This window comes from Sphingopyxis sp. GC21, from assembly GCF_025727575.1.
GTDB classification, from domain to species: Bacteria; Pseudomonadota; Alphaproteobacteria; order Sphingomonadales; family Sphingomonadaceae; genus Sphingopyxis; species Sphingopyxis terrae_A.
In genome coordinates, this window is sequence record NZ_CP095845.1 from 423,326 (window position 1) to 442,245 (window position 18,920).

Here is an 18,920-nt window from a genome sequence, read left to right on the forward strand (position 1 = left end):
CGCCAGTGAGTATCCCACCTGCCAGCGGTGCTGGTCATCGTCCTCTCCCACCGGCGTCGGGGAAAACGCCGGCCTCTCCGGATTACGGTCCGCTCAAGCGAACTCTGTAATGTTTGAAAACTGCGCTGACTTTACCAAAGCGTCAAGTGGCTTGTTGGCGGGAAAATTCGAAAGGAAATTGCGGCTCTGCACAATCGGAAAAGGGTTGGATTCCGCAACGTAAAGCATCGGCGGCCGAACAAAAACTTGCGTGCACGCTCTTGCTTATCGGGGCAATCGTCCCGAAATGTGCGGCAAGAAAGCAACAGTGAAAGCGGGGATATGACGAGCAGCACGACCGAAATCGGACCCGACGGCAAAGTGGTGGTTCCCGATCATGTCGCCGCCGCGGTGCGGACGCTGATCGAATGGGCGGGTGACGATCCGGCGCGCGAGGGTCTGCTCGACACGCCCAAGCGGGTTGCGCGCGCGTGGAAGGAATATTGCAGCGGCTATGGTGAGGACCCCGCGGTCCATCTGTCGCGCACCTTCGAGGAGGTCGGCGGCTATGACGAAATCGTGCTGCTGCGCGACATCCCCTTTCAGTCGCACTGCGAGCATCATATGGCGCCGATCACCGGCAAGGCGTCGATCGCCTATCTGCCGCGCGAGCGCGTGGTCGGCATTTCGAAGCTTGCGCGCGTGCTCAATGGCTATGCCCGCCGCCTGCAGGTGCAGGAGCGGCTGACTGCCGAAGTCGCCAAATGCATCTGGGACAATCTGCACCCGCATGGCGTTGCGGTGGTGATCGACGCGCAGCACGGCTGCATGACCGGCCGCGGCGTGCGTACCCCCGGCGTCGGCATGGTCACCAGCCGCGTCCTCGGCTGCTTCCTCGAAGATCAGCGCAGCCGCAAGGAAGTGCTCAGCCTGATGGGCTATTGATGCGCGTCGCGATCGTCAGCGTGATTGGGAAGGCGGCCGATTAGGACCGATTGCGGACGTTGTTGCACTTTTTCACATCGTCATTCCCGCGAAAGCGGGAACCCAGTGTGGAGTTAGCTGACGCGAGCTTTGGGTTCCCGCTTTCGCGGGAATGACGAAAGAAGGTGAGGACCGCTCCCGACCCCAAAACCGTCGTCCCGTCAGCGGAGCAGCGCTTCCTCGACTTGTCCGAGCCGGTCCTTGCCGAAGAATATCTCGTCGCCGACGAAGAAGGTCGGGATACCAAAGGCGCCGCGCGCGACCGCGGCTTCGGTGTTGGCGGCGAGCTTGGCCTTGATCGCATCCTCCTGCGTGCGCGCCAGCAGCGCGGGGCCGTCGAAGCCGTTTGCTGTCAGGAAGGCAGCGGCGACCGCGGGATCATCCATCTTCAGCCCGTCTTCCCACATCGCGCGGTTCACCGCATCGATATAGTCGTCGAGCACGCCTTCGTCCTCGGCGACGACCGCGCCGCGCATGATGAGCAGCGTGTTCACCGGAAAATGCGGGTTGAGCCGGAATTTGGTGAGCCCGTGGCGCGCGATGAAGCGCCGCATCTCGAGATTTTCATACGCCATCTTCGCCGGCGCGTCGGCATATTGGATCATCGGCGCCTTGTTGCCGGTGGCCTTGAAAATGCCGCCGAGCAGGCAGGGGGTGATGATCAGATCGGCGCCTGTGCGGTCGAGCAGGTCGGGTAGTATCTTCATCGCCAGATAGGCGTTCGGACTGCCGAAATCGAAGATGAATTCGAGGGACTTTCCTGCGCTCTTGCTCACCATTTTTCTCCCCAGGGGCGAAGGTCGAGTTCGTGCGTCCACGCGCTTTTCGGCTGGCGGTGGAGCATCACATAATTGGCGGCGATGGCCTGCGGGTTGAGGATCAGATCCTGCGCCTTCGCATTGTCGAAATCGGGATGACGTCCCTTGATGAAATCGGTGTCGATCGCGCCGCCGATCACGACATGCGCAACATGGACGCCCTGCGGCCCCAGTTCGCGCGCCATCGATTGCGCCAGCATTCGCAGCGCCGCCTTGGCGCCCGAGAAGGCGGCATAGCCCGATCCGCCGCGCAGGGATGCGGTGGCGCCGGTGAAGATGATCGTGCCGCGGCCGCGCGGCGCCATGCGCTTTGCCGCCTCGCGCCCCATCAGGAAGCCGCCCAGGCACGCCATTTCCCAGACCTTGGTGTAAACGCGCAGCGTCGTCTCGGCGATCGGGAAGTTGACGTTCGCGCCGATATTGAAGACCGCGACCTCGATCGGTCCGACCTCGGCCTCGACTCGGTCGAACAGGGCGATCATCGCCTCTTCGCTACGCGCGTCGCCGGGAAAGGCGCGGGCATCATGGCCGTCTTCGCGGATCGACTGCGCCAGCGCCTCGAGCGCATCGGCGTTGCGCTCCCGGCGGTTGACGCAGGCGGTGAGGCCTTCGGCGGCAAAGGCGCGGGCAATCGCGCCGCCGGTGGCGTCGCCGGCTCCGATGATGACGGCTGCGGGGTTGGGCATGCGCGACTCTCCTCTTGCAGCAGATTGTAGCTATGATAAACATAGTGACAAGAGGTTTTTGTCGGTGGGATGAGAATGCCGATGAAGAGAATGACAAGGGTATAGGGACATCATGCCCAAACGCGCTGATCTTTCGGATACATTTTGCCCGGTCGGCCGCTCGGCCGAAATCCTGGGCGACCGCGCCGTGCTGCTGATCCTGCGCGACCTGTTCTTCGGGCGCCGGCGGTTCGAGGCGATCGCCGCGAACACCGGCCTCGGGCCGCAGCTCGTGTCGGCGCGGCTCAAGCTGCTGGTGCACGAGGGTGTGGTCGAGCGTCATGCCTATCAGGATCGGCCCGTTCGCCACGAATATCGGCTGACCGCGAAGGGCAAGGATCTGTTCGACGTGCTGTACGCGATGCGCAATTGGGCCGAGCGCTGGGCTTATGCGCCGGGAGAGACGGGAGGCGGACCGGCGATGCGCTATATTCACCGCGCCTGCGGCGCCGATGTCGGCACCGCGGTCGTCTGTCCGGGGTGCGGCGAAGCGCTCCATTATGGCGATTTGAAGGGCGAGCCTTCGGCGCCGCTTCAGGCCGAGCAGGCGGCGCGGAGCGGCGGTTGAAACCCCTCCCGCATGCGGGAGGGGCAGCGAGAGTTGCGAACTTGTTCGCTACTCGCAGCGGGGTGGGCGGGGTGATGCGGCGACAATGCCCACCCCATTGCGACTAGGCCCGGCTTCGCCGAACCAAGTCTCATTGCCCCTCCCGCATACGGGAGGGGCTGAACAATTTATGCCTTTTCCAGCGTGCATTGCAGCGGGTGCTGGTTCTGCCGCGCGGCGTCCATCACCTGATTGACCTTGGTTTCGGCGACTTCATAACTGAACACGCCGCACACTCCGACGCCCTGTTGGTGCACATGTAGCATCACCTGCGTCGCGCGTTCGATGTCCATGTTGAAAAAGCGCTGCAGCACCATCACGACGAATTCCATCGGCGTATAGTCGTCGTTGAGCAGTAGCACCTTGTACATCGAGGGCTTTTTGGGTTTCGCGCGCGTGCGCGTCGCAATGCCGACGCCGGGAGCGCCGGGCGTATCGTCATCCTTGCCCGCCATGGCGCGGACGATGTGAGGAATGGAGGCGGGAAGCATCATCATCGGGAATATCGCAAGCCGGGGCGGAATCGCAAGAGGGCGGGGATGCATTAACCCCCTTTTCGTCGCCCCCGCGAAGTCGGGAGCCTCTGGCAAGAGTGCACCAAGTCGATTGCGGCCCCCGCCTTCGCGGGGGCGACGATCAGGATAAAAACAAGAGCCGCCCGTTTCGCGAAGGAAACGAGCGGCCCTGTATGTGTCGGCGCGGGGTCGGGAGGAGGGGAGAGAGAGCCCGCGCCAACGAGGGAAGAAAAAGGCCCTTAGGCTGCCTTCATCTTCGAGCTGATGACCGACACGCGGTTCGAGATCGGCGCGAAGCTGTCGTTGGCGAGCTTCACGACCATTTCGCTGGTCTTCGAGGTCTGCGCAACGGCGGCGTCGAACGCCTTCTTGCTGTTTTCGGCATAGAGCTTGAAGAACTCGGCCGGCGACTTGACGGCGGTGTAGCCCTTCAGTGCGGCGGTGGTGTCTTCGAAGCTCTTGCGAGCGAAGGCGACGCCTTCCTGGCCGAGCGTTTCGAAGCCCTTGGCCGCGATCTTGCCCGATTCAACCATGGCTTCGATGTTCGCCTTGTTGAATTCGACAGCTTCCTCGGCGAGCTTGCTGCTCTTGCTCATGGCTTCCTTCGCCTTTTCGTTGAATTCGGCGGTCATCGCTTCGGCGCGGGTCTTGGCGTCTTCGGCGAACTTCTTGACGGTGTCGTTCATGGTCTTGAATCCTTTGGAGGCGGCGGCAACCGGCTTCGGCGCGGCCTTTGCTTTGGGGGTGATGGTCTTGGCGGCCGCCTTCTTGGGGGCGACCTTCTTGGCGGCCGGCTTTGCGGCCTTCTTTTGGACCGGCTTGGCCTTGGCCTTTACGGTCTTGGTCTTTTCGGGCGCCGGAGCGGCAACCGCAGGCGCCACGGGAGTCGCAACCGGCTTGGCGGCGGTTTCCAGCGTCGCGGCTTCGAAAGCCTTTTCGGCACTATCCATCTTGGTAGCCATCGGAACAACTCCTTTATGTTGCACTGCACAATATAGGAGTGGATCGGCGATTTCAAGGGCATTTTTGTGCAGCGCACAAAAATTGTCGATGAGCCGCCGCAGCTAATTGATAATCCCGCGATGTTACCGCTGTTTGACGTAGCGTCCGGGCGCGTCCTCGATCGCCTTTTTCTTGCCCTTTCCGGGCACGCGCGCGCCTTTGGCGGGCGTCTTGCCGCCGTCCTGATCGGCGATCCAGCCGATCCAGTGCGGCCACCAGCTTCCCTTGGTTTCGGTCGCGCCCGCCTCGAATTCCGCGAGCGAGGCGGCGTCATTGTCGCCGGTCCAATATTGATATTTGCCCGCCGCGGGCGGGTTGACGACGCCGGCGATGTGACCCGAACCCGCAAGCAGGAAGGTTTTTGGCCCCGACAGATGGTCCATCAGCCGCCAGACGCTGGCCAGCGGGGCGATATGATCTTCGCGTCCGGCCTGGATATAGGCGGGGGTGGTGATCTTCTTGAGGTCGATCGGGGTACCCATCACCGTCAGACTGTTCGGGATGACCATCCGGTTGTCGCGGTAGAGGTCGACAAGATATTGCCGGTGCCATTTCGCCGGCAGGTTGGTCGTGTCGCCGTTCCAGTAGAGCAGATCGAAAGGCGGATAGTCGTTGCCGAGCAGGTAATTGCTCACGACATAATTCCAGATGAGATCTCGGCCGCGCAGGCTGTTGAAGGTTGCGGCCATATAGCGGCCGTCGAGAAAGCCGCCGGCCGACAATTGCTGGAGCAGCGCCAGATAGCCGTCGTCAACGAACAGCTTGAGTTCGCCCGCCAGTTCGAAATCGACCTGCGCGGTGAAGAAGGTGACCGACCTGACCTTGTCGGCATCGCCCTGCGCAGCGAGCATCGCGAGCGTGGCGGCGAGCGTCGTCCCGGCGACGCAGTAGCCGATCGCGTGGACATGCGGCACGTCGAGCAGGTCGCGCACCGTGTCGATCGCATCGACCTGCGCCGCGATATAATCGTCCCACACGATATCCTTCATCGACGCGTCGGCCGATTTCCACGACACCATGAACACGGTCAGCCCCTGTTCGACCGCCCAGCGGACAAAGCTTTTCGCGGGATTGAGGTCGAGGATGTAGAAGCGATTGATCCACGGCGGGAAGATGACGAGCGGGACGGTGAAGACGTCTTTCGTCGTCGGCTCATATTGGATGAGCTGATAGAGATCGGTTTCGTGGATCACCTTGCCCGGGGTCGTCGCGATATTCACGCCGACCTCGAACGCATTCTTGTCGACATGGCTCAACTGCCCGCGCGCGAGGTCGGCGAGCATGTGGCGCAGCCCCTTGAGCAGGCTTTCGCCGCGCGTTTCGACCGCGCGCTTGATGACTTCGGGGTTGGTGACGGCAAGGTTCGTCGGCGACAGCGCGTCGGCCATCGACTTTGCGGCAAATTCCATCTTGGCCCGCGCATCGGCGTCGAGCCCCTGAAGCTGGCGCGTGGTTTCGAGCAACTGGTCCGACAACAGGCCATAGGTCTGCCGGATTAGCGCAAAGGCGGGGTTTGCGGTCCAGTCGGGGTCGGCGAAACGGCGATCCTTGGGCGCATCGGCCGCCGCGGAGGGCATGAAGGACGGCTGCATCGCGGCGAGCGACGACCAGAAATGCACACCCTGTTCCCACAACTTCGCGCCCTGTTCGGCCCAAAGCTGGGTCGCCGGATTGTCGATCCATCTGGCGGGATCGAACAGCGGCCGCGCATCCTTTTCCTCGTCGGCCTGACCGAGCGCGAATTCGAGCATCATCTGCTGCGCGCGCGCCATCACGCTGGCCCAATGCTGCATATCGTCGGGGGACGGGAGAAAGGGATTCGGCGCCTCGGCCGCGGTGCCGTCATTCTTGTCTTTTTCGCCCGCGTCGCTCATGCCGGTTCCCGCTGGTCAGCCTCTCGTCCGATGCGTATAACAGCCGCCGACGCGGCTGGCGAGGTGCCGATCGCGTTTCGACCGACTAAACGCTTACGAAAAGGAGTTGTTCTAGTTCCCCATGTCCGACGATGAATTCTACCGCATCAAGCGCCTGCCGCCCTATGTCATCGCCGAAGTGAATGCGATGCGAGCGGCCGCGCGTGCCGCGGGCGAGGACATTATCGACCTGGGAATGGGCAACCCCGACCTGCCGCCGCCGCAGCATGTGATCGACAAGCTGTGCGAGGTTGCGCAAAAACCCGACGCGCACGGCTATTCGCAGTCGAAGGGCATTCCGGGGCTGCGCCGGGCGCAGGCCAATTATTATGCCCGCCGCTTCAACGTCGAACTCGATCCCGAAAGCGAAGTCGTCGTGACGATGGGGTCGAAGGAAGGGCTCGCCAGCCTCGCGACCGCGATCACCGGCCCGGGCGACGTCGTGCTGGCACCGAATCCCAGCTATCCCATACACACCTTCGGCTTCATCATCGCCGGTGCGACGATCCGCAGCGTGCCGACGACGCCGGACGAAAATTACTGGCGCGCGCTCGACCGCGCGATGGCGTTCACCGTGCCGCGTCCGTCGATCCTGGTCGTCAACTACCCGTCGAACCCGACCGCTGAAGCCGTCGACCTCGCTTTCTACGAGCGGCTCGTCGCCTGGGCGAAGGAAAACAAGGTCTGGGTCCTCAGCGACCTTGCCTATTCGGAGCTTTATTACGACGGCAATCCAACGCCCTCGATCCTGCAGGTGCCGGGCGCGAAGGATGTGGCGATCGAATTCACCTCCATGTCGAAAACCTATTCGATGGCCGGGTGGCGCATGGGTTTCGCGGTCGGCAACAAGCGGCTGATCGCGGCGATGACGCGCGTCAAATCCTATCTCGACTACGGCGCCTTCACCCCGATCCAGGCGGCGGCCTGCGCCGCGCTCAACGGACCGCAGGATATCGTCGCGAAGAACCGCGAGCTTTACCAGAAGCGCCGTGACGTGATGGTCGAAAGCTTTGCGCGCGCCGGCTGGGATATTCCGAGCCCACCCGCGTCGATGTTCGCCTGGGCGCCGCTGCCGCCCGCGCTCAAGGAGATGGGCAGCCTCGAATTCTCCAAGCAGCTTCTGACCCATGCCAAGGTCGCGGTTGCCCCCGGCGTCGGCTATGGGGAGGACGGCGAGGGCTATGTCCGCATCGCGATGGTCGAAAACGAACAGCGCATCCGTCAGGCGGCGCGCAACGTCCGCAAATTCCTCCAGATGCATGGTGTGAACACGCCGTCGGTCGCGGCAGGATAGACGCGATGTTCGAAGGGGCGCCGACAATCGCCCAGACGATCCAATTGTCCGTCGCGCCGGTGTTCCTGCTGGTCGCGATGGGCAATTTGCTCAACGTCTTCACTGGCCGCCTCGCGCGCGTCATCGACCGGTCGCGCAAGCTGACCGAACGTCACGCGACGACGACGGGCGTCGAACATAGCCGGTTGGTCGAAGAATTGCGCGTGATCGCGCGACGGATGCGCGTCATCAACACCGCCATCCTGTTCGCCGTCTGCGGCGGGCTGGTGGTGTGCATCCTCGTGTCGCTGCTGTTCCTGCAATATGCGGCGGGCTTCCATCTCGGCGTCGCGGTATCGCTGGTCTTTGTGCTGGCGATGCTGTTCCTGCTGCTCTCGCTCGGCATGTTCCTCTATGAAGTGCGCCTCGCGACACACGCCATATTGATCCCGACCGAGTATCTCGAGCGCAACTAGGGTCAGGACCCTAGCGTCAGGGCATAACGCTGGCGCGATAGGTTGGCGCTACGCGTTTGCGGCTTGCCTGTTCATAGGCATATCCGGCCGCCAGAATATCGCCGTCGCTCCATTTGGTGCCGATGAAGGAGAGGCCGATGGGCAGCCCTTCGACCGCGCCCATCGGGACGGTGAGGTGCGGATAGCCGGCGACGGCGGGAAGCTGGCTGACGCCGGGACCGGTATAATGGTCGCCGTTGACGAGATCGGTGGTCCAGGCGGGCCCATTGGTCACGCCAACCAGCAGGTCGGCGCCGCTTTCGCGCAGCAGCCGGTCGATGCCCTCCGGTCCCGCTAGCCGCGCCGCCTTGGCCTTGGCGTCACGATAGGGCTGGCTGTCGAGGCCGCCCTTGCTTTCGGCAAGTTCGAACAGCGACTGGTCGAACCAGCGCATCTCGGCGGGCGTCGCCTTGTTGAAGGCGATCAGATCGGCGAGCGAGCGCGGCGCGCCCTTCCCGGGTAGCCCGGCCAGATAGGCGGCCATGTCGAGCTTGAGTTCGGTCATCAATATCTCGAATTCGGCATCGCCCAGGCCGTCGAGACCGCTACGGCTATCCTTGATCTCGACGATCGTCGCACCGGCGGCGCGCATCGTGTCGAGCGCGGCATCGAACAGCGCGCCGATGTCGGCGCGGCCGCCGATGCGATCGCGCAGCACGCCAATCGTCTTGCCGCGCAGCGCGTCCGGCGACAGCGCGGCGGCAAAGTCACGGCGGTGCGCGTCGGCCTCTGCCGTCGCCGGGTCGGCGGGATCGCTGCCCGCCAGCACCGACAACAGCGTGGCCGCGTCGCGCACCGTCAACGTCATCGGTCCCGCCGTATCCTGACTGTGGCTGATCGGGACGACAAGACTGCGGCTCACCAGGCCGACGGTCGGTTTGAAGCCGACCACGCCGTTCATGCCCGCAGGGCAGGTGATCGATCCGTCGGTCTCGGTCCCGATCGTCAGCGGCGCAAGGCTGGCCGCCGTCGCGGCACCGCTGCCCGCCGACGAGCCGCATGTGTTGCGGTCGAGCGCGTGCGGATTGCGCGTCAGCCCGCCGACGGCGCTCCAGCCGCTGGTCGCGTCGTTCGACCGGATATTGGCCCATTCGCTGAGGTTGGTCTTGCCCAGGATCACCGCGCCGCCTTCGCGCAGCCGCGCGACCAGCGGCGCATCGCGGCCGGTGATATTGTCTTTCAGGGCCAGCGAACCGGCGGTCGTCGCAACCGGCCCCGCCGCCTCGATATTGTCCTTCAGCAGCACCGGAATCCCGTGCAGCGGGCCGCGCACATGCCCCGCCTTGCGCTCCTGATCGAGCCGATAGGCCTCGCTCATCGCGCCGGGAAACACCGCGATCACCGCGTTGAGTGTCGGGCCCGCCTTATCGATATTCCGGATGCGCTCGAGATAGGCGGCGGTGATGACCTCGCTGCTCGTTTCGCCCGCGGTCATCTCCGCCTGCAGAGTCGCGGCATCCTTGCCGGCGACATCGGGAAGCGGCGGCGGCATGGCGGCGGCGGGGACGGAGGCGAGCAGAGCGGCTGTCAGCAGCGAAATTTTTTGCATGGCGCGAATGCTGGCAGCCGTAACGGCAATTGCAAGTGCCATTTTACGCTGTGCCGCCCCGGCGTTGACAGGGTGCGGCCGGGTCTGCACCTTCGCCCCCATCGGGAGAGAAAAATGTCGGAAAAGCCAGCTCTTGCCCTTGGTGCAGGGTCGCAAGCATCAACCAGCGTCGCCGCGAAAACGCGCACGATGCTGTGGGTGCTCTTGATCGTCTATATCCTCAATTTCCTCGATCGGCAGATCGTCAACATATTGGCCGAGCCGATCGCACGCGATCTCAAGCTGTCCGATTCCGACATCGGCCTGATGACGGGATTGGCCTTCGCGCTCTTTTACACCTTCCTGGGTTTGCCGATCGCGCGTTATGCGGACCGTCCCTCAACCAATCGCGTCGGGCTGATTTCGGTGTCGCTGGCGATCTGGTCGGGGATGACCGTGCTGTGCGGCATGGCGCAGAATTTCGTCCAATTGCTGCTTGCCCGCATCGGCGTCGGCGTGGGCGAGGCCGGGTGCACACCCGCGGCACACTCGCTCATCACCGATGCCGTCGAACCCGCCAAACGATCGTCCGCCATTGCCTTTTACGGGCTCGGGATTCCGATCGGCAGCCTCCTCGGTCTGATCGTCGGCGGCATCGTCAACGATCTCTGGGGCTGGCGCATCGCGTTCATGGTCGTCGGTGTGCCTGGCCTGTTGCTCGCCTTCATGGTCCCGATGTTCATCAAGGAGGTTCGCGCACGCGGCGCCGATACTGCTGCAACGACGGGCGCGAGCGGCGCCCTGTCGATCGGGCAGGCGCTACGTGAAGTGTTCAGCACCCGGGCCTTCGTCTACATCGCGATCGCGGCGTCCTTCACCGCCTTCCTGGGTTATGGCAAAGGCGTCTGGGCGCTGATCCTGTTTCAACGATCGCACGGGCTGAGCGCGGGCGAAACCGGACTTTTGCTGGGCGTCGCGCTGGGCATCGCGGGCATTTTGGGAACCTGGCTCGGCGGCTATTTCGCCGACCGGTTCGGCAAGACCGACCGCCGCCATATGCTCACCACGCCGGCGATCGGCATGGCGGTCGCGGCGCCGATCCTGTTTCTGGGCTACGCCGTGACCGAATGGCACGTCGCGATCGCGCTGCTGTTCGTGCCGACCGTGCTCAATGCCGCTTATTACGGGCCGACCTTCGCCTGCGTCCACGGGCTGGTGCAACCCGAGGCGCGCGCAATGGCCAGCGCGGTGATGCTGTTCCTGCAGAATCTGATCGGCCTCGGACTTGGCCCGCTCCTCTTCGGCATGGCGTCGGAGGAACTCAAGCCGACCCTCGGCACCGAAAGCGTCCGCTATGTCCTTTATGGGGCGGCGTGGCTCGGGCTGATCCCGGCCTTCTTCTTCTGGCGCGCCAGCCTGCGGCTCGGGAAGGAGCTCAAATCGGGTTAGAAGGGCGGCGGCGCTTGTTCGCGCTGCGCCTTCGCGGCGTCGGTCCACCAGGCAAGGTCGTCGGCGAAGCGCGGAAAGGCCCGTGCCAGTCGCTCGCCGTCCTCGCCCGCAGGCCCGCCGTCGGCATCGAAAGCACCGCCGATGCGCGCGAGGCTGAGCGGGGTCGCGGTGACCACCATGCCCATCGCGCCAAGCGTCGTGCGCCACGCGGTCGCGGCGCGGATGCCGGCGAAGGGGCCAGCCGAATAAGAGGCGATGGCGGCGGGGCGCCACGCGAATTGGGGAAGATAATGGTCGACCAGATTCTTGAGGCCCGGTTGCAGCCCGCCATTATATTCGCCGGTCACGAAGACGAAGCCGTCCGCCGCGGCGATCCGGTCGGCGAGCGCATCCATCGCGGCGGGGGCCTCGCCCGCTGCAAAATCGCTGTGCCGTCGGTCGAGCATCGGCAGATCCACCGCCATCGCATCGACCAGTTCGGCGCGGTCGCCGCGCGTAGCAAGGGAATCGACGATCCAGCGGGCAAGCTTGATGCCCTGCCGGTCGCGGCGATAGCTTCCGTAGAAGACCAGGATGGTGCGGCTCATCGGCCGACCGTGCCACGCCGCGCCGCCGAACGAAAGCGCGTCTTGCGCCGCGCCGCGCGTCAATTCTAGAGTGGTCGGGACCAAGGGGGGGGATTATGCGGGTTTATCGTACACCGGACGAATGTTTTGCGGGCCTGACCGACTGGCCTTTCGCACCGCGATATGCCGAGATCGCGGGCGGCCTGCGCGTCCATTATGTCGACGAGGGCGCCGCCGATGCACAGCCGGTGCTCATGCTGCACGGCGAGCCGACGTGGAGCTATCTCTACCGCCACATGATCGGTCCCGCGGTGCGCGCGGGCTTCCGGGCTGTTGCGCCCGACCTCATCGGCTTCGGTCGCTCCGACAAGCCGCTCGACCGGTCGGCCTACAGCTATGCGCAGCAGGTCGCGTGGATGCGCGCCTGGATCGAGGCGCTCGACCTTCGGAACATGATCCTCGTCTGCCAGGATTGGGGTTCGCTGATCGGGCTGCGTCTGGTCGCCGAAATGCCCGAACGGTTCGCGGGTGTCGCACTGTCGAACGGCGGACTGCCCGAGGGACAGGCGGCGCCCCGCGCTTTTGCGATCTGGCGCGCCTTTTCGCGCTACAGCCCGCTGTTCCCGATCGGCCGGATCGTCAAGGCGGGAACGAAGCGCCCGCTCAGCGCCGAAGAAATCGCCGCTTATGACGCGCCCTTTCCGACGCGCGCGTCGAAGGTCGCGGCGCGCATCTATCCGTCGTTCGTGCCGCTGGGCGACAATGTCGCGGTGCCCGATCAGAAGCGCGCATGGGCCGCGCTCGAACGCTTCGACAAGCCCTTCCTCTGCTGCTTTTCGGACGGCGACCCGATCACGCGCGGCGGCGATGCCCTGTTCCTCGGCCGCGTGCCTGGAACCGCCGGCATGCCGCACCGCACGTTGAAAGGCGGGCATTTCATCCAGGAGGATGACCCGGCGGGCTTCGTTTCTGCAATCGAAGCCGTCGCCGCGGCGGGGCGCGGGGCGTCAGCCGGGTAGCGGCAACACGCGGCTCTGCTTGACGACGCCGTAGGCCAGGCTGGTGTCGATCGACGCGATGCCGTCGATCGCGTGCAGCCGTTCGCGCACGAAGCGTTCGTAGCCGTCGAGGTCGGGTGCGACGACCCGCAACAGATAGTCGATATCGCCCGTCATCAGGAAGCAATCGAGAATATCGTCGATGGCGCCGATCGCCCGCTCGAATGTCTGCACGGTCGCCTGATCATGCTTGCTCAGCCGGATGCCGACGAACACGGTGATCGGATAGCCCATCGCCTTTTGATCGACGAGCGCGGCATAGCCGGTGATGACGCCGCGCTCTTCGAGCAGACGAACCCGGCGCAGACAGGGCGACGGCGACAGGTTCACCGCCGCGGCCAGATCCTGATTGCTCAGCCGGCCGTCGTGCATCAAGGCGCGGACGATCTGGTGATCCTTGCGATCCATGGGGCAGTCCTTGGCAGAATATTCCAATATTCGTTCTGCTAATGGCATATATTGGAAGCACCTGCCACCGGCCATTTGATACAAGCGGCGCTCGTTCACCGCAGGAGTCGCGCCCGTCATGTCGTCCTTTCCGCTTTCGGGTTTTGCGACCCGCGCCATTCATGCCGGCTATGACGCAAAGGCCAATGACGGCGCGCTGGTGCCGCCGCTGCATCTGTCGTCGACCTTCGTGTTCGAAACCGCCGAGGCGGGCGCCGAGATTTTCGCGGGCGAGCGCGAAGGATATTTCTACAGCCGCATCGCCAATCCGACGGTCGACCTGCTCGAACGTCGCATGGCCGCGCTCGAAGGCGCGGAAGCCGCCGTCGCGACGGCGTCGGGGATGGGCGCGATAACGGCGGTTTTCTGGTCCTTTCTGAAGCGCGGCGACGAAATCATCGTCGACCAGACGCTGTACGGCTGCACCTTCGCCTTCATGCGCCACGGCCTTGCGCGCTTTGGCGTCCGCGTCACCCATGTCGATCTGACCGATCCGGCCAATCTCGAAGCCTGCATCTCCGACGCGACGAAGATCGTCTATTTCGAGACCCCCGCCAACCCGAACATGCGGCTGGTCGATATCGCAGCGGTGTCGGCGATCGCGCGCGACCATGGCGCGCGCACCGTCGTCGACAACACCTATGCGACCCCGGTGCTGACGCAGCCGATCACGCTCGGCGCGGATATCGTGGTGCATTCGGCGACCAAATATCTGGGCGGGCATGGCGATCTGGTCGGCGGCATCGCGCTCGGCACTGGCGCCGATATGCAGCAGGTGCGTCTGGTCGGGGTCAAGGACATGACCGGCGCGGTGATGGCGCCGTTCAGTGCCATGCTGGTGCTGCGCGGGCTCAAGACGTTGAAGCTGCGCATGGCGGAACATTGCCGGTCGGCCGCGGCGATTGCGGCGACGCTGAACGATCACCCGGCGGTCGCTGCGGTGCATTATCCGGGGCTGGCATGTTTCGCCCAGCATGATCTGGCGCGGCGGCAGATGCCGGGTTTCGGGGGCATGATCGCCTTTGAACTGAAGGGCGGCTACGCCGCGGGCGTGGCGATGATGAACCGGCTGGCGCTTGTCCAGCGCGCGGTGTCGCTCGGCGATGCCGAAAGCCTGATCCAGCATCCGGCGAGCATGACCCATTCGACCTACACTGCAGAAGAACGGCGCGCGCACGGGATCGCCGACGGGCTCGTGCGGCTGTCGGTGGGACTCGAGGAGGCCGACGAAATCGCCGCCGATCTGACGCAGGCGCTCGATGCAGAGGTCAGGGCGTCCGTCGACGCCTGATCGCTTCGCGGGGTCAGTCGCTGAACGGATCGCGGATCAGGATCGTGTCCTCGCGCTCGGGGCTCGTCGACACGAGCGCGATGGGGGTTTCGATCAGTTCCTGCACGCGCTGGATATATTTGATTGCCTGCGCCGGCAGGTCGGCATAGCTGCGCGCCCCTGCGGTCGATTCGCTCCAGCCGTCCATCTCTTCGTAGATCGGTTCGACCTCGGCCTGATCGGCGGCGTGCGCCGGGAAATAGTCGAGGATCTTGCCGCGCAAACGATAACCGGTGCAGATGCGCACCTTGTCGAAGCCGTCGAGCACGTCGAGCTTGGTCAGCGCGATGCCGGTGACGCCCGATACCGCGCAGCTCTGACGCACCAATACCGCGTCGAACCAGCCGCAGCGGCGCTTGCGTCCGGTGACGGTGCCGAATTCATGCCCGCGTTCGCCGAGCCGCTGGCCGGTTTCGTCCTCGAGTTCGGTGGGGAAGGGGCCGCTGCCCACGCGCGTCGTATAGGCCTTGGCGATACCGAGCACGAAGCCGACCGCCGACGGGCCGAGGCCCGAGCCGCTGGCGGCGGTGCCGCTGACGGTGTTCGAACTGGTGACGAAGGGATAGGTGCCGTGATCGACGTCGAGCAGGACGCCCTGCGCGCCTTCGAACAGGATGCGTGCGCCCGCCTTGCGGACCTTCTTCAGCCGCTTCCACACCGGCTGCGCATATTCGAGCACGAAATCGGCAATCTCGGCGAGGTCGGCCTTCAATCGCTCGCGATCGATCGGCGGCTCGCCGAAACCGGCGCGCAGCGCGTCGTGATGCGCGGTCAGGCGGTCGATCTGCGGATCGAGCTTGTCGAGATGCGCAAGGTCGCACACGCGCAGCGCGCGGCGGCCGACCTTGTCCTCATAAGCCGGACCGATGCCGCGACCCGTCGTGCCGATCTTGCCCGCGCCCGCCGCGGTTTCGCGCAAGCCGTCGAGGTCGCGGTGAAAGGGCAGGATCAGCGCGCAATTGTCGGCGATCGCGAAATTCTCTGCGTTGATCTCGACGCCCTGGCCGCGCAGCTTGGCAATTTCGTCTTTCAGCGCCCAGGGATCGAGCACGACGCCGTTGCCGATGATCGACAGCGTGCCGGTGACGATGCCCGACGGAAGCAGCGACAGCTTGTAGACCTGTTCGCCGACGACCAGCGTGTGACCGGCGTTATGGCCGCCCTGAAAGCGGACGACCGCGTCGGCGCGGCTGGCGAGCCAGTCGACGATCTTGCCCTTGCCCTCGTCGCCCCACTGCGACCCGATGACGGTAACATTTGCCATGACGCTGTCCTGCTGAACGGGGCCCTTTCGACCCGGCGCGGCCTTAGCGGATTTGGCTGTCGAGGCAAGGGCGAAGGCCGTAAAATAGTGCCGCGCCGCGCAGATCGCGGCTGTTACATCTTGTCATAACATCGCGGTGCGCGGTCACATCCTCGCGACAATTGCAGGCTAGTGACCCGACGGACAGCATGATGACGGAGGCGATGATGACGCGGCGATTTTCGACCGGATGGGCCGCCATGGCGGCGTTTGTCGCGGCGAGCCTGATGGTGCCGGGCCCCCTCGCCGAGGCGCGGGAACGGCTGCGCGAGCGGATTGCCGAACGCATGGCGGAGCGCATGGGCGCCGATGCCGGGGCAAAGGTCGCGGGCAGCGAAACGATCGCCTATGGCCGCGATCCGCTCCAGACGCTTGACATATGGCGCGCAAAGGGCGCGGCCGGTCCGGCGCCGCTGATCGTCTTCGTGCATGGCGGCGGCTGGAAGCGCGGCGACAAGGACAATGCGACCGGGCATTTCAAACCCGAACATTATCCTGCCGAGGGCTATGCCTTTGCGTCGATCAACTACCGCCTCGTCCCCGCCGCGACGGTCGAGGAGCAGGCGGCCGATGTTGCGGCAGCGGTGCGGGCGATCGTCGAGCGTGCCGACGCACTGGGCGTCGACCGGCATCGCATCGTGCTGATGGGGCACAGCGCGGGCGCGCATCTGGTCGCGCTGGTCGGCACCGACCCGCGCTATCTGAAAGGCGCCGGCCTGTCCTTTGCCGATATTGCGGGTGTCATACCGATCGACGGGGCGGCCTATGACGTGGCGGCGCAGATGAAGGACGGGCCGCAAATCATGCAGTCGACCTATACGCAGGCCTTCGGCACCGATCCGGCGCGCCAGCGCGCGCTGGCGCCAACGGCGCAGGCGGCGGCACCCAACGCCCCCGCCTTTTTGCTGCTGCACGTCCAGCGGCCCGACGGCGTGCGCCAGGCCAAAGCGCTCGGCGCCGCGCTCGAGGCCGGCGGCAGCCGCGTCGCGTTCGGCAGCTTTCCGGGTGAAGGATTGAAGGGCCATGCCGAGATCAACCGCCGCCTCGGCGATCCGTCCTACGCGGCGACCGCGACGGTCGACGCGTGGCTGAAGCGGGTATTCGGGCGATAGCTTCTGGGAGGCGACCAACGGCTCCACGCCTTCCAACATTTCGTCATCCCGGATCAAGTCCGGGATGACGAGGGGAGAAGGGGCCGCTACGGTCGGGATCGCCTCTGCGCGGAGCCGTTTCTCGCAAGGCCGGTGAACTGCGGGCTTGCCGATGCCCGCCAAAGAGGCGCCAATGACCGATCCCGACGCACCCTATCACGCGCATATCTATTATGACCCTGCCGAGCGGCCGGCAGCCGCGGCCTTGCGCGACGCCTTCGGTGCCGATTCCGCAATCCTGTTTGTCGGGGCCATGACCGATGGCGCGGCCGGGCCGCATCCGATCGCGCAATATGAGGTGCATTTCCTCGCGCGCCATCGCGCCGCCGTCGTGGACGCGATCGAGGCGACGGGGCTGCGCGCGCTCGTTCACCCGCTCACTGACGACGATCTCGCCGATCACACCCGCCTTGCGCACTGGATCGGCGAGCCGATCGAGCTCGACGTGACCGTGCTCGACCCGCCCGGCGTCAACCAGGGGATTCCGCGTTTCGGCGTTTCGGATTTTTAAGCGGCAACCGGCCCTTCGGGGCCGAGCGTGAAGCCGCAGCCGAGCCGCGCCGCTTCGTCGGCATCGGTGAGCGCCGCGACCGTTTGCCATCCATCCGCGCGCAGGCTGGCGGCGAGCGCCGGATCGTGGCCGAGCGGCAGGAATATCCGCCGATCGCTGTCGCGCTCGACGCCCAATCCTTCGTCGATCAACGGGTCGGGGTAGAGCGAAAAGCCCACCGCTGGTTCTTCCTGATCGTCGCCGACCGGGATCGCATAACCGCCGCCGCGGCCGATTGCGTCGCCCTGGCCGGGAACGAAGATCTGGAAGCCGAACCAGCTTTGATAGGCAAAGCCGTGACGTTCGGTCGGATCGAGGGTCAGATCGGCGCGGCCGCGGATCGGCGCCGCGATTTCTTCCAGCGCGTTGATACGACTGGTGAGTACGCCCGCGGTGTCGAATGTGCGCAGATCGGCGATCGCGCGGTCGAAAGGCCCCGTCGCGCGCAGCAACGGCAGATAGGCTTCGGCTCCGATGCGCGCGAGCGCGCCGGCATCCTTGGCGTCGAGTTCGTCACGCAGCATCTGCAGATCGGCCGTAATGGGCAGCGGACCCGCGGCGAGCAGGTCGACGACATCGGGCAGGGTGAAGTCGATCGTAACCCGGCCGATACCCGCCGCATCGAGCGCGTCGATCGCGACCGAGACAATCTCGCGCGCGGCTGCGACGCTGTCGCTGCCGATCAGTTCGGCGCCCACCTGCAGCATTTCGCGCGCCGGGCGGAGCTGGCTCGCGCGCAGCTTGACCACCTGGCCAGCATAGCACAGGCGCAGCGGGCGCGGCGCATGCGCGAGCAGCGAGGTTGCGATGCGACCGACCTGCCGCGTGATGTCGGGGCGCAGCGCGAGCGTGCGCTGCGACACCGGGTCGGTGAAGCGGAGCAGATCGCGCGCGGCGCGTTCGTCATTGCCGCCCAGCGTTTCGCGAAATTCGGCGAGCGGCGGCGAAACGCGGCCATAACCATGCGCGCGCATCGCATCGACGAGCGCGCGGGTAACGCGCGACGCGGCCTCGGCCTGCGCGGGCAGGCGGTCGCGGAGCCCTTCGGGCAGCAGGGCAGGGGCCTTGGTCATGGGGGTGGCCTTAGAGCGGGAAAAGCGAGGTTTCAATCAACGCCGTATCCCCGAGCGGAGACGAGGGGCTTTGCCGAGCGAAGTCGAGGCAGCTACCTCGCTGGTTCTCGCGACGCTCGAACGGGTCCCTCGTC

The 18,920-nt window shown here is 65.2% G+C and carries 19 protein-coding genes; 9 read left to right on the forward strand and 10 right to left on the reverse strand.

Going from position 1 to position 18,920, the window contains the following annotated elements; genetic code table 11:
- Window positions 1–321: 321 nt before the first annotated feature.
- Window positions 322–924 (forward strand): GTP cyclohydrolase I FolE, encoded by a 603-nt coding sequence (folE, locus tag MU856_RS02005; RefSeq protein ID WP_062768919.1) that lies wholly within the window; start codon window positions 322–324, stop codon window positions 922–924.
- 200 nt (window positions 925–1,124) lie between these two features.
- Here the strand turns inward: folE and MU856_RS02010 are convergent, their stop codons facing one another.
- On the reverse strand, window positions 1,125–1,742 hold the full coding sequence (locus MU856_RS02010) for a 2-hydroxychromene-2-carboxylate isomerase (protein ID WP_058812793.1): 618 nt from the start codon (window positions 1,740–1,742) through the stop codon (window positions 1,125–1,127).
- Window positions 1,736–2,467, reverse strand: coding sequence for an SDR family oxidoreductase (locus MU856_RS02015; RefSeq protein ID WP_263588273.1), 732 nt, complete (start codon window positions 2,465–2,467; stop codon window positions 1,736–1,738). Before MU856_RS02015 ends, MU856_RS02010 begins: the two co-directional genes overlap by 7 nt.
- Window positions 2,468–2,579: 112 nt before the next feature.
- On the opposite strand from MU856_RS02015, the gene MU856_RS02020 reads away from it, so the two are divergent.
- Window positions 2,580–3,074 (forward strand): winged helix-turn-helix transcriptional regulator, encoded by a 495-nt coding sequence (locus MU856_RS02020; protein WP_217373241.1) that lies wholly within the window; start codon window positions 2,580–2,582, stop codon window positions 3,072–3,074.
- 167 nt (window positions 3,075–3,241) lie between these two features.
- On the opposite strand, the gene clpS is transcribed toward MU856_RS02020, so the two are convergent.
- The 3 genes from clpS to MU856_RS02035 all read right to left on the reverse strand — a co-directional run bounded on the left by clpS (window position 3,242) and on the right by MU856_RS02035 (window position 6,504).
- Window positions 3,242–3,607 (reverse strand): ATP-dependent Clp protease adapter ClpS, encoded by a 366-nt coding sequence (clpS, locus tag MU856_RS02025; RefSeq protein ID WP_051066442.1) that lies wholly within the window; start codon window positions 3,605–3,607, stop codon window positions 3,242–3,244.
- 260 nt (window positions 3,608–3,867) lie between these two features.
- Entirely contained in the window at window positions 3,868–4,590 is a 723-nt protein-coding gene (locus MU856_RS02030; protein ID WP_003048931.1) for a phasin family protein, read from the reverse strand.
- 123 nt (window positions 4,591–4,713) lie between these two features.
- Window positions 4,714–6,504, reverse strand: coding sequence for a PHA/PHB synthase family protein (locus MU856_RS02035; RefSeq protein WP_217373242.1), 1,791 nt, complete (start codon window positions 6,502–6,504; stop codon window positions 4,714–4,716).
- Between the two features lie 121 nt (window positions 6,505–6,625).
- On the opposite strand from MU856_RS02035, the gene MU856_RS02040 reads away from it, so the two are divergent.
- A complete protein-coding gene (locus MU856_RS02040) occupies window positions 6,626–7,837 on the forward strand; it encodes an LL-diaminopimelate aminotransferase (protein WP_058812797.1) in 1,212 nt (403 codons plus the stop codon).
- A 5-nt stretch (window positions 7,838–7,842) separates the two neighbouring features.
- Complete coding sequence (locus MU856_RS02045; RefSeq protein WP_003048937.1) at window positions 7,843–8,292, forward strand: DUF2721 domain-containing protein; 450 nt, start codon at window positions 7,843–7,845, stop codon at window positions 8,290–8,292.
- A 16-nt stretch (window positions 8,293–8,308) separates the two neighbouring features.
- Here MU856_RS02045 and MU856_RS02050 read toward each other — a convergent pair whose 3' ends face one another.
- The gene (locus MU856_RS02050) at window positions 8,309–9,880 is read right to left on the reverse strand and encodes an amidase (protein WP_234180598.1); all 1,572 of its coding nucleotides are present in this window, start codon (window positions 9,878–9,880) and stop codon (window positions 8,309–8,311) included.
- A gap of 189 nt (window positions 9,881–10,069) precedes the next feature.
- Between MU856_RS02050 and MU856_RS02055 the strand changes: the two genes are divergently transcribed.
- Window positions 10,070–11,308 carry a spinster family MFS transporter gene (locus tag MU856_RS02055; RefSeq protein WP_082657429.1) on the forward strand — a complete coding sequence of 413 codons (1,239 nt, stop codon included), beginning with the start codon at window positions 10,070–10,072 and terminating at the stop codon, window positions 11,306–11,308.
- On the opposite strand, the gene MU856_RS02060 is transcribed toward MU856_RS02055, so the two are convergent.
- The gene (locus MU856_RS02060; protein ID WP_263589008.1) at window positions 11,305–11,895 is read right to left on the reverse strand and encodes an NADPH-dependent FMN reductase; all 591 of its coding nucleotides are present in this window, start codon (window positions 11,893–11,895) and stop codon (window positions 11,305–11,307) included. The genes MU856_RS02055 and MU856_RS02060 overlap by 4 nt on opposite strands.
- Before the next feature lie 95 nt (window positions 11,896–11,990).
- Here MU856_RS02060 and MU856_RS02065 point away from each other — a divergent pair, with 95 nt between their 5' ends.
- Window positions 11,991–12,893 carry a haloalkane dehalogenase gene (locus tag MU856_RS02065; RefSeq protein WP_263588274.1) on the forward strand — a complete coding sequence of 301 codons (903 nt, stop codon included), beginning with the start codon at window positions 11,991–11,993 and terminating at the stop codon, window positions 12,891–12,893.
- On the opposite strand, the gene MU856_RS02070 is transcribed toward MU856_RS02065, so the two are convergent.
- Complete coding sequence (locus MU856_RS02070; protein ID WP_234180605.1) at window positions 12,882–13,340, reverse strand: Lrp/AsnC family transcriptional regulator; 459 nt, start codon at window positions 13,338–13,340, stop codon at window positions 12,882–12,884. The two genes, MU856_RS02065 and MU856_RS02070, sit on opposite strands and share 12 nt — an antisense overlap.
- 118 nt (window positions 13,341–13,458) lie before the next feature.
- Between MU856_RS02070 and MU856_RS02075 the strand changes: the two genes are divergently transcribed.
- The gene (locus MU856_RS02075; RefSeq protein ID WP_234180607.1) at window positions 13,459–14,670 is read left to right on the forward strand and encodes a methionine gamma-lyase; all 1,212 of its coding nucleotides are present in this window, start codon (window positions 13,459–13,461) and stop codon (window positions 14,668–14,670) included.
- A 13-nt stretch (window positions 14,671–14,683) separates the two neighbouring features.
- Here MU856_RS02075 and MU856_RS02080 read toward each other — a convergent pair whose 3' ends face one another.
- Window positions 14,684–15,973: an adenylosuccinate synthase gene (locus MU856_RS02080; RefSeq protein ID WP_003048950.1), complete on the reverse strand. Its 1,290-nt coding sequence runs from the start codon at window positions 15,971–15,973 to the stop codon at window positions 14,684–14,686.
- 203 nt (window positions 15,974–16,176) lie between these two features.
- Between MU856_RS02080 and MU856_RS02085 the strand changes: the two genes are divergently transcribed.
- Both MU856_RS02085 and MU856_RS02090 read left to right on the forward strand, forming a co-directional pair.
- Window positions 16,177–17,124, forward strand: coding sequence for an alpha/beta hydrolase (locus MU856_RS02085; protein ID WP_234180635.1), 948 nt, complete (start codon window positions 16,177–16,179; stop codon window positions 17,122–17,124).
- 172 nt (window positions 17,125–17,296) lie between these two features.
- Entirely contained in the window at window positions 17,297–17,674 is a 378-nt protein-coding gene (locus MU856_RS02090; RefSeq protein WP_234180609.1) for a DOPA 4,5-dioxygenase family protein, read from the forward strand.
- Here MU856_RS02090 and MU856_RS02095 read toward each other — a convergent pair.
- The gene (locus tag MU856_RS02095) at window positions 17,671–18,786 is read right to left on the reverse strand and encodes an ATP phosphoribosyltransferase regulatory subunit (protein ID WP_234180612.1); all 1,116 of its coding nucleotides are present in this window, start codon (window positions 18,784–18,786) and stop codon (window positions 17,671–17,673) included. The genes MU856_RS02090 and MU856_RS02095 overlap by 4 nt on opposite strands.
- Window positions 18,787–18,920 lie beyond the last annotated feature (134 nt).

Coding starts and splice junctions, on each gene's coding strand:
- folE (WP_062768919.1), top strand. CDS start 322: ATGACGAGCAGCACGACCGAAATCGGACCCGACGGCAAAGTGGTGGTT.
- MU856_RS02010 (WP_058812793.1), bottom strand. CDS start 1,742: ATGGTGAGCAAGAGCGCAGGAAAGTCCCTCGAATTCATCTTCGATTTC.
- MU856_RS02015 (WP_263588273.1), bottom strand. CDS start 2,467: ATGCCCAACCCCGCAGCCGTCATCATCGGAGCCGGCGACGCCACCGGC.
- MU856_RS02020 (WP_217373241.1), top strand. CDS start 2,580: ATGCCCAAACGCGCTGATCTTTCGGATACATTTTGCCCGGTCGGCCGC.
- clpS (WP_051066442.1), bottom strand. CDS start 3,607: ATGATGCTTCCCGCCTCCATTCCTCACATCGTCCGCGCCATGGCGGGC.
- MU856_RS02030 (WP_003048931.1), bottom strand. CDS start 4,590: ATGGCTACCAAGATGGATAGTGCCGAAAAGGCTTTCGAAGCCGCGACG.
- MU856_RS02035 (WP_217373242.1), bottom strand. CDS start 6,504: ATGAGCGACGCGGGCGAAAAAGACAAGAATGACGGCACCGCGGCCGAG.
- MU856_RS02040 (WP_058812797.1), top strand. CDS start 6,626: ATGTCCGACGATGAATTCTACCGCATCAAGCGCCTGCCGCCCTATGTC.
- MU856_RS02045 (WP_003048937.1), top strand. CDS start 7,843: ATGTTCGAAGGGGCGCCGACAATCGCCCAGACGATCCAATTGTCCGTC.
- MU856_RS02050 (WP_234180598.1), bottom strand. CDS start 9,880: ATGCAAAAAATTTCGCTGCTGACAGCCGCTCTGCTCGCCTCCGTCCCC.
- MU856_RS02055 (WP_082657429.1), top strand. CDS start 10,070: ATGCTGTGGGTGCTCTTGATCGTCTATATCCTCAATTTCCTCGATCGG.
- MU856_RS02060 (WP_263589008.1), bottom strand. CDS start 11,895: ATGAGCCGCACCATCCTGGTCTTCTACGGAAGCTATCGCCGCGACCGG.
- MU856_RS02065 (WP_263588274.1), top strand. CDS start 11,991: ATGCGGGTTTATCGTACACCGGACGAATGTTTTGCGGGCCTGACCGAC.
- MU856_RS02070 (WP_234180605.1), bottom strand. CDS start 13,340: ATGGATCGCAAGGATCACCAGATCGTCCGCGCCTTGATGCACGACGGC.
- MU856_RS02075 (WP_234180607.1), top strand. CDS start 13,459: ATGTCGTCCTTTCCGCTTTCGGGTTTTGCGACCCGCGCCATTCATGCC.
- MU856_RS02080 (WP_003048950.1), bottom strand. CDS start 15,973: ATGGCAAATGTTACCGTCATCGGGTCGCAGTGGGGCGACGAGGGCAAG.
- MU856_RS02085 (WP_234180635.1), top strand. CDS start 16,177: ATGATGACGCGGCGATTTTCGACCGGATGGGCCGCCATGGCGGCGTTT.
- MU856_RS02090 (WP_234180609.1), top strand. CDS start 17,297: ATGACCGATCCCGACGCACCCTATCACGCGCATATCTATTATGACCCT.
- MU856_RS02095 (WP_234180612.1), bottom strand. CDS start 18,786: ATGACCAAGGCCCCTGCCCTGCTGCCCGAAGGGCTCCGCGACCGCCTG.